Below are 13,684 nucleotides of genomic sequence, written 5' to 3'. Positions count from 1 at the left end.
AATACTTAAAATATATTCAAACATCTTCCTACGCTGGTATTATCCATCTCAGGTTCATAGGGTCAGAAAATTTTAAGGTTTTCAATCTCAGCTGGCCAAATCCCAGCCCCCCTGTGTCTTAAATTATTTAATTTTTACAGGTTAATTTTAGCACTATATAAAATTTTATTCAACATTTTTATTAGTTTATTTTTTGCCATCCAATTACAGCAGCTCCAATTGCACCTACAAATTGACTTAATTTATGAGTGTATACATTTTTATTTAAGTAACTTTCTATTGTATCTTTAAATATTTTTGAGTTAGCAAGTCCACCGCTAAAAAATATATCACCTTCTAAATTTAATCTATTTGCAAAATTAGCTGTTCTTTTACTAATTGAATGAACAACTCCAAGAGCAATATCTCCTCTATCAACATCATTTGCTAGAAGACTTATTATTTCACTTTCTGCAAATACAGTGCACATACTTGATATATTTACAGGTGTCTTATTCGTTATAAATTCATCAATATTATTAATATCTTCTTCTAGTATTCTCATCATAACATCTATAAATCTTCCTGTTCCAGCTGCACATTTATCATTCATTAAAAAATCTACAACATTTAATGATTTATCAAGTAAAATAGCCTTTGAATCTTGTCCACCAATATCTATTACAGCTCTTATGTTAGGATTTAAAAAAGCAGCTCCCCTTGCATGACAAGTTATTTCAGTAACTTGTTTATTTGCTTCTTTTAAAAGCTTTCTTCCATATCCAGTTGTAACTACATATTTAACTTTGTCACTATAAAGCTTATTAAATACTTTATAAATACTTTCTTTTGGCTTAGCTGCAGTTTTTATTATTAAAGTTTCAACTATTTCATTTCCATCAAATAAAACTCCCTTTGTTGTTGTGGAGCCTGAATCTATTCCTAAAGTATATCTTTCCATAAAACTCCTAAAGCATTTCAATAAATGCAGCCATTCTAGTATTTAATTGTCCAATATCTGATGATGAGAAATCAGTTTCCACACTCATATAAGGCTTTTTCTTTTCATCATTTACAAATCTCTTAATTGATAGAGTTTCAACATTGTATGTATGACAAGCTGTTAATATTACATCAACAACAGCATCAACTTTATATTCATCTATCATTTTATCTAAAAGCTTAATTCTATTTGGATTAGGAGTCATACATGAACATCCAATAGATAAATATTTACGAGCTAATGCATCATAAACATCTGGATTTTCTTCATCTACTAAATCTTCAACTGCTTTTGCTCCACTACAATTTTCAAGTGCAACAACATATCCTCCATTATCTTCAATAGCTTTAATTACTTTTTCAGTAGCTCCTCCAATTGGACATCCTGTAATTAAAATACGTGGCTTTTTATCATACTTCTTCTCTTTTTCATATTCAGAATTAATTTTTTCTATTAATTCATCCATTTGTGCTGGTATTTTTTCTCTTTCAAAACTAAAAGTAGTTCCATTTAATACTTTAAATATATCTTGTCCAAGTAATGGAACTGGGTCTTTTTTACCTAATTCATAAAATCTCTTTAAAGCTTTTCTTTCTTCATTTTTTATTTTTATAGCTCTCTTAATATCTTCTTCTGTAATTTTAACATCAAACATTTCTTCAAGTTTTTCTTTAAGTTTTATTATTTCATTTTTCCATAAGCTTAATCCATCTTCTGTTTGTGAATTTGGCAGTTGCATAACATGTACAGGTTTAAATTCACTTAAATATTCATACATTTTTTTCTTTCCATCACATGTTGTTTCTCCAACTACTAAATCTGAAAAATAAAAATAAGGACACTTATCAGTTTTTCCAAAACCATAACTTGATTTAATTAAAGGACAAAGATTACGTGGTAAATCTTTTTCAGCATCTGGTATTGTTTCATCAGAGCTTGCACAAAGTGAAACTGTTGCAGCTCCCATAGCTAAAGCAAGTTCTTGTGGAAAATAAGTACAAAATACTCCTATTAAAGGTATATCCTTATCCTTTAACTCTTTTGCTTTAATAAAGCCATTTCTTCTTACTTCTCCAAATTCATTAAATACTTCTGGTAATTCTTTTTGTAAATCCATAAATTCTAAACTCCCCTTATTATGCCAATTTATAACGCTTTATTTGTTAACGTATACATTTAAATGATATCATAACTTTTTAAACTATAAATTTTTTCTATGTTAATTTTATGTAAACGAAAAAAGACTTTAGTTTAAACTAAAGTCTTTCTTTTTTATATTTATTCATATCCTAATAATACTCTCATTCCAAAAAGGTCCCCGTAAATAGCTGTTCCTTTTATTATCTTTTTATTTTTGCAAGAAATATTTTTATAAGCTCTATAAGCTTCTAATTCATATTCATATGCAACTATAGCTTCATACTCTTCGTTTTCTTCCCTTCCTATTACTATAAAACTATCTCTCACCTTTTCTTTTGGTAAATCTTGTTCAAAATCTATTTCTTCAAAATAATCATCATTATTATTCATCTTAATATTATTTATTAAAGTTTCTCTTTTATAATCTTCTCCAACTTCTAATGTAATAACATTTCCAACAGTTCCTCTAATCATACTCCCTTCCCCCTTATATAAAATTTATATAAATTATATTATTTTATATATAAATTTTATATATTTTGTATATAGTTGTAAATAATTATCAATTATAATTTTAAAAAAATTCAACTTTTGTAACTTTTTATTTAATTCAATTAAATTTTTATTTAAATATTTTCCTCTTTATTAATGGTAAAATTTGTTTCATTTTTCCTTTTATTTTCGTATAATTAATATGTTACTTAATATTGTTTATTTTTTAACTCAATAACTAACTTTACACAAATAGAGGGGATATATTTTTATGACTAGTTTAAAAGAAGGTACCTTATTAGAATTAAAGGAGTATAATCTTCAAAAAAATTTATTGGAAGTAAAAAATATTTTGAGAAATGAAGAAAAATTTGAGGGCTATTTTGAAACACTAAATTATAGCGCTAAAAATGAAGAAAAAAATTCTTCCAAATCTTTACTTAATGACAAATCTATATGGAATACTATATTTGTTTTAAGTAATAAAAAATTATATCTAATAAATACAAAAGAAAATTATGATAAAATTTCTCTTAATGAAATATCTTTTGATGAGATTGAGTATTTAAATTTATATTTAAAAGATTATAATGAACCATTACTAGAACTTAAAATTTATGGACATCCTAAAATTCAATATGAACCGCGTTCGGGTAATTACTTAAGTTTACTTAAAAAAATTCACAAACTTAAAATTTTAAATAATAAAGAAATGAATAATGTTTCTAATAAAAATACTATATCGAATTATTTACTTTACTTTATTTTCATTATACTAATAATAGCTTTAATTGTTATTTATATATTTATTTAAAACAAAAAGGAATTAAATTAGTATTTTCTATATTTTTAAAAGATAATACTAATTTAATTTCTCTTTGAATTTAATGACTATTTAAATTTAATTTATATATAATTTAATTTATACTAATAATTTTCTGCTCTAACTTCAAAGAAACCTTGTGAATAATTACATACTGGACAAACTTCTGGAGCTTCTATACTTTCTATAAGGAATCCACAATTTAAACATTCCCATATTGTTTTTTCCTCTTTTTTAAATACATTTTTATTTTCTATATTATTTAAAAGTTTACGATATCTATCTTCATGTGATTTTTCTATTTTTGATACTTCTATAAACTTTTCTGCCAAATCAAAGAAGCCTTCTTCACTTGCATCCTTTGCAAATCTAGCATACATATCTGACCATTCGTAATGTTCACCTTCAGCAGCATGAAGAAGATTTTTCATTGTATCATTTAAATTCCCAAGTTCTTTAAACCATAATTTAGCATGTTCTCTTTCATTGCCAGCTGTTTTTAAAAATAATTCATAAATTTGTTCATAGCCTTCACTTTTTGCAACATCAGCAAAAAAAGTATATTTATTTCTAGCTATTGATTCACCTGATAATGCTTCCATTAAATTTTTTTCTGTCTTAGTTCCTTTATATTTATTAGTTGACTCACTTTGTGTCTCTACTTTAACAAATACTGAAGCAGGGCTTTTGCAAACTGGACATACAAAGCCTTCTGTTAATTCTCCTTCGTGTACATATCCACATACTGAACAACGATACTTTACTGATTCATTTTCTGATTTTTCTTCATTACTATTTGAAGATTCCTTATCTTCTACTTTTACAAATACTGAAGCAGGATTTTTACAAATTGGACATGTAAAGCCTTCTGGTAATTCTCCTTCATGTATATATCCACATACTGAACAACGATATTTAACTGATTCACTCATTTTTTTACCTCCCAAATCTTTGCTTCTATCAAAATATATTGTATGTAACATTTTTTCTGCAAGTTTACTTAAAGGTTTTCCATAAAACTCTTTATAAAGTGCTTTTATTTCTTCATTTTCATAACTTAATCGAATTTTCATATTAGAATCTCTTTTATAAAGACTTTCAATACGTTTTTCCCTAATATAATCTCCTTTAAAATTAATATCTTTTGGTTGACCACCACCGCCAATACAACCTCCTGGACAAGTCATAACTTCAATAAAATGATACTGCTTGTCTCCATTTTTCATTCTATTAATAAATTCAGATACATTTTTAGTACCATAAATAACAGCCACATTTATATTCATATTATCAATTTTTACTGTTGCCTCACGAATTCCTTCTAATCCTCTTACTGGCTCTAAATCATAAAACTGCTTTGGTGGTTTTTTATTAGTAATATATGAATATGCCGTTCTAAGTGCAGCTTCCATAACGCCTCCTGTATTTGCAAATATAACTCCTGCTCCTGAAGCTTCACCCATTAACTTATCATAACTACTATCTTTTAAATTATTAAATTCAATATTTCTCTCCCTTGCCCAAATAGCTAATTCTCTTGTTGTAATAACATAATCCATATCACGCATATTATCTATATTATAATATTTTCCTGATGCGTTCATTTCATCTCTTTTAATTTCAAACTTTTTTGCAGTACAAGGTGTTAAAGCTACATTTACAATTTTAGATGGATCAATTCCAATTTTCTTTGCAAAATATGTTTTTATTGTAGGTCCTTGCATTCCAATTGGACTTTTAGAAGTTGAAATATGGTCTAATATATCTGGATGAAATGTTTCTGCATATTTTACCCATGCAGGACAACAGCTTGTAAATTGAGGAAGTGGTTTATTGTTAGTTTTTATACGTTCTAACAATTCACTTGCTTCCTCAACTATTGTTAAATCTGCCCCAAAATTTGTATCAAGAACATAATTAGCACCTAACTCTCTAAGTAAAGCTATCATTTTCCCTTCTACAAAACTACCATCTGGCATATTAAACTCTTCACCTAATGATACTCTAACTCCTGGTGATGTAGAAAATATAACTATTTTTTCATTGCTTTTTATTATTGATTTAACCTTTTTATAATCATATACTTCAGTAATACTACAAGTTGGACATACATTAGCACATTGACCACAATTAATACATACAGCAATATCATTAGTATTTTTTAAATCATAATGTCCATTTACACCTATATAATCAGTACAAACATTTTTGCACATACCACACTTTATACATTTTTCTTCATGTCTACAAATTGAAGGATTATCTGGTTCAATAGCTACACGGATATTTGTAGATAAATGTTTGCTCATTTATTTACTCCTTTCTTACTACTATAATGTTTCTAACAAATAACAATTTAAATCCACTACCTTAATAAATTATAATATAAAATAATATAATTTTTGTAAAAGTTTTCAAGAATAATGTGAAACTTTAGAAAATATAATATGAATTTTGTAGAGATAAAATATTTAATTTTTATTTTGTATAATTAATGGTTTTATATAAATCTTTTAATTAATTATTTAATATGTGTGTTTTATGTTATTAATGTTTTTTAGATTAATTTATCTTAAAAAACTAAATTTAATAAAAAAAGTATCTACTTTATATGTAGATACCTTTTAATTATTGTATATTATTTAAATAAAATATAACTTGAAATCATATATAATACTTTTATAATTTATATTATGTTTCTATTTAACTTCTTTAAGAATTATACCTTTTTTAAAGCCTCCTCTTTTTAATCTTTTTTCTTCTCTTTTATTTAAAAGATCTTCTTCTTTGTATCCTAAATTGTCTGCAAGAGCAAATAATACTTCCATAACATCTGCAAGTTCTTCTAAATTTTTATCTTCTAAATATTCATTTACTTCTTCATTTAACTTTTTTTCTAAATACTCTGTTTTTTCTTTTCCTGTTACTATTTCTATATTGCAAGTTTTACCTGCATCTTCTATTATCTTTGGTATATCATCTCTAACTAATTTATTATACTTTTTCATACTTAATCATCAGCTCCCACATTTTCTATTCCTCTATTTTTGTAATACTCAATTACTCTCATATTAATTGCATCAATTACATTTTCTTTAAAAGTATCATTATCTAAGAAATCTTTAAGTTCTCCTGTTAACATAAATTTATCATCTTTAAAAGAGAAAAATTCACCACCAGACTTAACTAAAAATTTAAGTGGCATTTCTTTAGCCTTTTTTATATATTCTTTCTTTCCCCAATTTTCTATACTATCTTTATTATTTTTACCTATAATATCTTTCTTATTAGATGGCTTACTATAAAATTCTTTCATAAAATTATATATATCATCTTCATCAATTGAAAGATTCATATTCCCATTATTATAAAAAGCTAAAAGTATTGGCATCTTATATGTTTTACTCATACCAGTTGATTCTATATAGTTAATAAATTCTTCTGCTAAAGTTCCTCTTAAACTTAATTCTTCCTTTCTTATTTCACCTAAACTATTTAAGAATTCTAAATAATTTCTAAAAGGATTCTTCTTACCCTTTTTTCTAGCTTCTCCGTAAACTTCACCATCTATTAAACTTATAAATTCTTCTCTATTTGGAATTTTATTAATTTCTTCTTTTACTCTATAAAATTCTTCTTTTAATTTTTCTTCAAACTTTTTTTCTTTACTTAAAAGTTTTTTGTATAAATCAACAAGTTCAAAATCAAAATCTATATAACAATCTTCTGGATAAATAAAATAATTTGGATTATTTGATACACTTTTATCTTTTGGCTTAATTCCTCCAATAAGCTTTGGAATCATATCAGCCTTTTTATAATTGCCTATAAAATCAAGTACATTTACATACTCTTTATTTTTATCTAATCTTAAACCTCTTCCAAGTTGCTGCATAAATATAGTTTGTGATTCTGTTGGTCTTAAAAACATAACCATATCTAATGATTTTATATCAACACCCTCATTAAACATATCAACTGAAAATATTATATTAATTTTTCCATTTTTAAGCTTTTTAAGAGCATCTTCTCTACTTACTGAATATTTTCCTTTTGCATCACTATATACAGCACAAGCTTTAACTCCATTTTCTACAAAATATCTTGCCATATAATATGCATGAGCTTTTGATGAGCAAAAACCTAAAGCTTGCTTTGAATTGAACTTTTTGTAATGCTTAAATATTAAATTTGCTCTCTTATCAATCATTAATGCTTTTTCAAGTTCTAAAGCATTATACTTTCCATTTTTAAATTGTATATCTTCATATTTTACTGTTTCATCATAAATTCCATAATATCTAAATGGACATAAATATCCTTTATTTATTGCTTCTGGAAGCCTTATTTCATATGCAATATTATAATCACATATAGAAAATACATCTATATTATCCATTCTTTCAGGAGTTGCTGTTATACCAAGCAAAAACTTTGGATTAAAATAATTTATTATGTTTTGATAATTTTTAGTAACTGAATGGTGAAATTCATCAATTACAATATAATCAAAATAATCTTTCTTGAACCAATTTTCATTTAAATATTCCTCTTTACCCAAACTTTGTACAGATGCAAAAAGAGCTTCTACATCTCTGTCTTTATTTTCACCTTTAAAAAAGCCTGTCTTTAAATTTTTCCTTACATTTTTAAAACTTTCTTCAGCTTGCTTTAATATTTCTTCTCTATGTGCTATAAATAATACCTTATTAAAATCTAATGAGTCAAAAGCTGCAAGATAAGTTTTACCTATACCAGTAGAAGCAACTACTATCCCCTTATCCATTCCATCTTCTCTAAGTTTTTTAAGTTCACTTAATGCCTCTATTTGTGCTCCCCTTGGTGAAAATATTTGAATTACATTATTTTTTTCTTCTTTATTTTCATCATCTAAGTTACTTATTTTATATATTTTAGGCTTTCTCCATGATTTAGAATACCTTTTAAGTTCTTGATCATTTAATATTATTGATTCATTTAAAAATAAATTTTCAAATTCCCTGCAAAAATAATTAAAATCTTCTTCATTTTGATCTTTTTTAAGTCTATAATTCCACTCTAATCCTGATGTTAAAGCTGATTTTGAAATATTTGAAGAACCTATAAATATATCTCCATCTCCATCTTCGTAGTGAAAAATATATGCTTTAGGATGAAAAGACCTTTTTGAATCTTTATAAAATCTCATATCCGTCTTATCCCCTAATATATTTTTCATTAAATATAAAGCTGATGGTTCTGTTATTCCTAAATAGTTACCTGTAAGTATTCTTATTTTGCATCCATTTTCTACCGCAAGGCTTAAATCTTCTTTTAAAATTTTAACTCCCGTTTCTCTTAAAAATGCAACTATTATATCAACTTTCTTTGCCTTCTTAAATGCATCTTTTAGCTTATGTATTAAAAAGTTAGAGTTTCCCCCAGTTATACAGTTGCCATTTTCTTTTATCTCTTTTTCTTTTATACTCGTTATGCTAATTTCTTTTTCAGCTATTACCTTTACCATAAATACTCCTAACCATTATAAAAAACTAATTGCTTTTTTATTCTTCTTACTCCACCTCTTGGATCTTCTATATCATCTTTGTATCTTGGTATTATGTGCATATGAAGATGCATTATTGTTTGACCTCCATAATATCCAACATTTACACCAATATTGTATCCATCTGGCTTGTATTTTTTATCTAATATGCTTTTTACTTTATGAGATAGCTTGTACATTGACTTTATTTCTTCTTCTGTTGCATCAAAGTAATTCTTAAAATGTCTTTTTGGTATTATAAGAACATGACCTTCATTTACTGGAAATTTATCATATATAGCAAAACATAAACTATTTTCTGCTATGTAGTCTTCTTTTTTGTAATTACAAAATAAACAATCCATACTTTTCTCCTCTTTTTTGTATATACATATTTTAGCATATATTATAATAAATTATAAATTTAGATATACAAAAAAGTGCTAATAACTTATTTAATTAGCACTTTTTATAATTTATTCTATGAAGCTTTAATACTCTTTACTCTATCTAAATGCTCTCTTCTTTTTTCTTTATCTAAGATATTAGCTTTAAGTAGCTTGTAATAAATTCTTTTTATCATTTCTTCATCAAAGTTATATTCTGAATTATATGTATTTAAAAATCTTTTCAAATCTTGTCTATGTAAAACTGGTGTAATTGTATTTACTTTTTTAAATTCGCATCTATCTGAAAAAACAATTATAGATTGTGCTTTTATATCTGATATAGATTTTATTACATCTTCTGTAGCTTTTATATGTCCATAATTTTGTCTAATTGGATTAAAAAATCTATTTTTTTCTTTGTAAATAGTTTGTGTCCAATACTTTGAATTTTCATCTCCAAATATCCATCCACTATAGTTTTTATCTTCAATTACAAATACTCCTTTAGGTCCAATACAAATGTGATCTATTTGAGTTGTTCCATTTTTTGATTCTAAAAGAACATCATCTAATACCTTATATTCTTTTAATGAAAGTAAAACTTTTCTCGTTCTTTTTTCTCCTAAATCTCCTTTTATTTTTGTTGAAACTTTTTTTGTATTTAATATTTTAAACACTATCAGTAGTACAATAAATAAAATAATTAGATATGTCATTATTATTCCCCCTTACTCTATCCATTTCCATTATATATAAATTAATGTTATAATTTTCATATTAAGTTTATAGTTTACTAAAGTTTAATATAATTATTATTATTTCACTGAATTACATTATAAATTTAAAAAAGAGCACCTTTAATGGTACTCTTTAATTTAACTTTTATTCTATATAATAGCTTAATTCATTATAATCAATTCCGTATTCATCAAATATAATTCTTAAAGTATATATTTTTGCATTAGTATTTAAATTTTTCTCTACATAAACATCTTCTGCAAGTTTTACTTCTATTCTTAAATCTTTATTAGTTGAACTAAATCTTTTATTTAAATACTCATCCCCAAAATCTTTCTTAGTTATTTTTCTAAATATAAAAGGATCTAAATCATATAGCATTTTACATACTTCTTCAAATAATTCAGTCCATGTTTTGCAAGTTCTTTCTATTCCCATAAAGGAAAATCCTTTAACTTTTGAATTTGTTAAATCTTCTTCTTCTGAAAGGTAAAATAAATTTTCTTTCTCCTTTTCTATCTTATAATCAGTATATGGGTATTGCCATATTTCTTTAGCCAAATTAAATAAAATTTCACTTCTTTTCTTTATTTCTTCCTCATCCCACTTATCTACTGAAGCTATATATTTATTAAGTTTTAATCTACTATTATTAAAACCAGCCTCTATAGTTTTCTTTTCGTGAAATGGTCTATTGCTCATTTGAGAATTATATCCTGTAAGAGTTAAATTTCCTATTGTATGAAGATACTTTTCTTTAACCTCTTCATAATTTTCGCCAAGCATTTCTATCCAACTTGGAGTTAAATTTTGTGGCATAATATGTTCTATACTTAATTCATTTTGCTCAACTAATTTTTCTATAGCAACTTTTTCTGTATTATTATAATTTTCTAACCTTTCTAATAAATAAAGCTTATTTTTACTTTTCCAATTATAAATATTGTTTTCAAAGAAATTTCTTTTAAACTCAATATCATCTGGAATACGTTGAGATAAATTTTTATTTGTTAATACATATTTTAATACTTCAACATAATTATCTTCATAATTTTTATGAGATTTTATTTCTTTACATAAATTCATAAATACTTTGTTTAAAGCATTAGTTGCAACCCCACACATTATTCTTCTAAAAATATAACTTTCTATTATTTTAAATATTTCAGTTAAATCTTTAGATGTTATGATTTCATTATTATAATCATCAAGTACTTCAAGTAAAAAAGGATATGAAACCCTTACTTCAAGTTTATTTATTTTCTGTAAATGGTCATCTGCTTCCTTTATTCCCGTATTGCTTGTCAATATTTTATTATAAGACTCTGAATAATTAAGAATATCTTTTAGGCAATCTTTTATATCTATATCATTATCTTTTATATATGATTTAAAGTTTATATATACTTTATTTATATTAGAAATTCTTCTCTCTTTAACAGTCATGTAATCTCTTAAAAAACTTGTAACATTATAAAGTGTATTTTTTTCAACCTTATTCCAATAATTATTATAAAGATCTTCTTGCTCTTTTGATGTTTTATCCATAAGTATAAAATTTCTAACTTTATCTGCATCTGTTAAATCAAGCCCCGTTGAATTTAAACTCTCAAATATTAATTGTGGATCGTCTTCTCCATTTTTAAGTTCAATTTCAACAATCATTAATTTTTCTATAGCTGAATATAAATCATCTAATGATATTTCTCCATCAATAATTCTCTCATAAAAATATTTATAATTTGCTGATATGTTTGATTCCTCACTTAGCTCTTCATCATTAAATATATTTTCAAAAGCTTTTCTATCATCTTTAATAGGCTTTAATTTTAATTTACTATCATCATCCATATAAGGATTAACTAAATATTGATTATATATCTTCTCTTTTCTTATTTTATTGCTTTCAAGTCTTCCTTTATCTAATATGTTATAAATAGCTAAAAGCATTAAAGATACTGTTGTTATTCTTTGTTGTCCATCTATTATTAAATATTCTCTATCTCTTGATGAATCGTTATAAATAGAAACAATAGTACCAAAAAAGTGTGATTTGTAATCATATTTAACTACATTTACTAAATCATCATATAATTGTTTACATTGTTCTTTTTTCCAGTCATAATTTCTTTGATATACTGGTATTACAAAGTTTGTATCTGAACTATCTAAAAATCTCAATAACCATTTTTCATTAGCCTTCATTTTTATCCCCCGTTTTATAAATAATATTTTAAAAATAATATTATTTTTAATTTATACATCTAAGCTATATTATATAATTAACATATACAAAAATAAACCTTTACTGGATATTTATAGATTTTTAGAAATCAATTTTTTAACTATTTTATTTTTAGAATAAAAAGCTCTATAATTTTAGATAATTGTATTTTTTCTTTATATTAATAATTATAAATTCACACCTAATAATTATCATCAAAAAAAGGCTTATAAACATCATGAAGCTTTTTCACTTCACTTTTTTGCTTATTTATAGGCTTTTCGTTTAAATACTCTTCAAACCTACTTTCACTAAAAAGAGTTGATGGTCTTAAATAAATTTCATACTCTGTCCCCTTCCACCTATTCTTCTTATTCAATATAACTTTCTTAAAATCTGAAACAGTATATCCATTTTCAACAAGTTTTTTTATAAGCTTTAAAATTTGTTTACTATTTGCTTTATAACTTGTATCAAGTTCACTATTTAAAAATTCAATAACCTCTTCACAAATCTTTTTTATATATATTTTTTTATTATCTTTTTCTTTGTTTATATTAGACTGTTTATTATTTGTTCCGTCTTTTGAGATGCCATTAACCGTTCCAAAATCAATATCCCCATCAGTATTTAAGTATGTTGTTTTTGGGTAAAATTTTTTATTCTTCTTTCCAAAAGCATAATTATTACTAGCACCTTTTTCATAACAGTCATCAATAATTTGTACATTAGATTCAAAATTGTCTTCTAAAGATCTGTTTTCTATTCTTTCATCTTCTATAATTTTTTCTTCTAATACTTCTTTAGTTTCTTTTTCCTTTTCAATATTATTTAATATTTTCTCTTCTCTTTTTTCTTCTGATTTTTTTGATTTTGATATTATATCTACTATTTTTTTAAGTTCCTTATTTTCTTTTTCTCTTTTTGTATCCTTATTTTCATGAACAAATAATAACTTATAGTTTTCTCCAAATCTATAAAATGTAAATAAACCTTTATCTTTAACTAATCTATAATCTAATATTTTAAGTTCAGTTAATCTTTTAAGTCTTCTTCTTAATACATCTGAACTTTTTATTTCAAGAAGAGGAATTTCACTAAGTAAAAATGATGATTTAATCCAATAAAATCTTTCTCCATCAATTTCTTTGCTATAAATATATCCTAATTTTATAAAATCATGAATTTGTCTTAAGATTTGTAAATCCTTAAGATCTAATCCAAAGTCTATTGCAGCCTGCTGTGAATATCCACAAATTATTTTTTTCATATATAAACCCCACCTTAAAAAAATTTATTCTACTTAATAAATATGCACTTACTTAAAAAAACAAAAAAAGTAGATAATTAAATTACCTACTTTTTTAATACT

Annotated in this window: 11 protein-coding genes and 1 riboswitch; of the genes, 1 reads left to right on the top strand and 10 read right to left on the bottom strand. The window is 24.7% G+C overall.

Translation table 11 applies throughout. The features are described 5' to 3' along the window. Nucleotides 1–7 precede the first annotated feature (7 nt). A riboswitch (TPP riboswitch) is annotated at nt 8–123 on the bottom strand. Nucleotides 124–181: 58 nt separating this feature from the next. The 3 genes from AC4FQ1_RS00210 to AC4FQ1_RS00200 form a co-directional block, all read right to left on the bottom strand. Further along, the gene (locus AC4FQ1_RS00210) at nt 182–940 is read right to left on the bottom strand and encodes an acyl-CoA dehydratase activase (protein WP_491168603.1); all 759 of its coding nucleotides are present in this window, start codon (nt 938–940) and stop codon (nt 182–184) included. Between the two features lie 7 nt (nt 941–947). Continuing rightward, a complete protein-coding gene (locus AC4FQ1_RS00205) occupies nt 948–2,099 on the bottom strand; it encodes a double-cubane-cluster-containing anaerobic reductase (RefSeq protein WP_491147310.1) in 1,152 nt (383 codons plus the stop codon). A 161-nt stretch (nt 2,100–2,260) separates the two neighbouring features. Next, nucleotides 2,261–2,596 (bottom strand): hypothetical protein, encoded by a 336-nt coding sequence (locus tag AC4FQ1_RS00200; RefSeq protein ID WP_491168602.1) that lies wholly within the window; start codon nt 2,594–2,596, stop codon nt 2,261–2,263. Between the two features lie 289 nt (nt 2,597–2,885). Between AC4FQ1_RS00200 and AC4FQ1_RS00195 the strand changes: the two genes are divergently transcribed. Then, nucleotides 2,886–3,428, top strand: coding sequence for a hypothetical protein (locus tag AC4FQ1_RS00195; RefSeq protein ID WP_491168601.1), 543 nt, complete (start codon nt 2,886–2,888; stop codon nt 3,426–3,428). A gap of 113 nt (nt 3,429–3,541) precedes the next feature. Here the strand turns inward: AC4FQ1_RS00195 and rbr are convergent, their stop codons facing one another. From rbr to AC4FQ1_RS00160, 7 genes are all read right to left on the bottom strand, one after another. Then, a complete protein-coding gene (gene rbr / locus AC4FQ1_RS00190) occupies nt 3,542–5,746 on the bottom strand; it encodes a rubrerythrin (protein WP_491168600.1) in 2,205 nt (734 codons plus the stop codon). A gap of 390 nt (nt 5,747–6,136) precedes the next feature. Continuing rightward, complete coding sequence (locus AC4FQ1_RS00185) at nt 6,137–6,445, bottom strand: phosphoribosyl-ATP pyrophosphohydrolase (RefSeq protein ID WP_491168599.1); 309 nt, start codon at nt 6,443–6,445, stop codon at nt 6,137–6,139. Nucleotides 6,446–6,447: 2 nt separating this feature from the next. After that, on the bottom strand, nt 6,448–8,943 hold the full coding sequence (locus AC4FQ1_RS00180; RefSeq protein ID WP_491168598.1) for a DEAD/DEAH box helicase family protein: 2,496 nt from the start codon (nt 8,941–8,943) through the stop codon (nt 6,448–6,450). Between the two features lie 8 nt (nt 8,944–8,951). Further along, on the bottom strand, nt 8,952–9,326 hold the full coding sequence (locus AC4FQ1_RS00175; protein WP_491168597.1) for an HIT family protein: 375 nt from the start codon (nt 9,324–9,326) through the stop codon (nt 8,952–8,954). Between the two features lie 116 nt (nt 9,327–9,442). Then, nucleotides 9,443–10,066: a nuclease-related domain-containing protein gene (locus AC4FQ1_RS00170; protein ID WP_491168596.1), complete on the bottom strand. Its 624-nt coding sequence runs from the start codon at nt 10,064–10,066 to the stop codon at nt 9,443–9,445. 166 nt (nt 10,067–10,232) lie between these two features. Continuing rightward, nucleotides 10,233–12,293, bottom strand: a complete 2,061-nt coding sequence (locus tag AC4FQ1_RS00165; protein WP_491147322.1) for a DUF262 domain-containing protein — start codon at nt 12,291–12,293, stop codon at nt 10,233–10,235. A gap of 221 nt (nt 12,294–12,514) precedes the next feature. Then, the gene (locus AC4FQ1_RS00160) at nt 12,515–13,582 is read right to left on the bottom strand and encodes a conserved phage C-terminal domain-containing protein (protein ID WP_491168595.1); all 1,068 of its coding nucleotides are present in this window, start codon (nt 13,580–13,582) and stop codon (nt 12,515–12,517) included. Nucleotides 13,583–13,684: the final 102 nt, after the last annotated feature.

It is taken from the genome of Clostridium sp. TJA020 (assembly GCF_058310295.1).
The sequence above is the reverse complement of the archived record's forward strand: the minus strand, read 5'-3'. Positions and strand labels throughout refer to the sequence as shown.

Coding starts and splice junctions, on each gene's coding strand:
- AC4FQ1_RS00200 (WP_491168602.1), bottom strand. CDS start 2,596: ATGATTAGAGGAACTGTTGGAAATGTTATTACATTAGAAGTTGGAGAA.
- AC4FQ1_RS00160 (WP_491168595.1), bottom strand. CDS start 13,582: ATGAAAAAAATAATTTGTGGATATTCACAGCAGGCTGCAATAGACTTT.
- AC4FQ1_RS00210 (WP_491168603.1), bottom strand. CDS start 940: ATGGAAAGATATACTTTAGGAATAGATTCAGGCTCCACAACAACAAAG.
- rbr (WP_491168600.1), bottom strand. CDS start 5,746: ATGAGCAAACATTTATCTACAAATATCCGTGTAGCTATTGAACCAGAT.
- AC4FQ1_RS00185 (WP_491168599.1), bottom strand. CDS start 6,445: ATGAAAAAGTATAATAAATTAGTTAGAGATGATATACCAAAGATAATA.
- AC4FQ1_RS00180 (WP_491168598.1), bottom strand. CDS start 8,943: ATGGTAAAGGTAATAGCTGAAAAAGAAATTAGCATAACGAGTATAAAA.
- AC4FQ1_RS00165 (WP_491147322.1), bottom strand. CDS start 12,293: ATGAAGGCTAATGAAAAATGGTTATTGAGATTTTTAGATAGTTCAGAT.
- AC4FQ1_RS00205 (WP_491147310.1), bottom strand. CDS start 2,099: ATGGATTTACAAAAAGAATTACCAGAAGTATTTAATGAATTTGGAGAA.
- AC4FQ1_RS00175 (WP_491168597.1), bottom strand. CDS start 9,326: ATGGATTGTTTATTTTGTAATTACAAAAAAGAAGACTACATAGCAGAA.
- AC4FQ1_RS00195 (WP_491168601.1), top strand. CDS start 2,886: ATGACTAGTTTAAAAGAAGGTACCTTATTAGAATTAAAGGAGTATAAT.
- AC4FQ1_RS00170 (WP_491168596.1), bottom strand. CDS start 10,066: ATGACATATCTAATTATTTTATTTATTGTACTACTGATAGTGTTTAAA.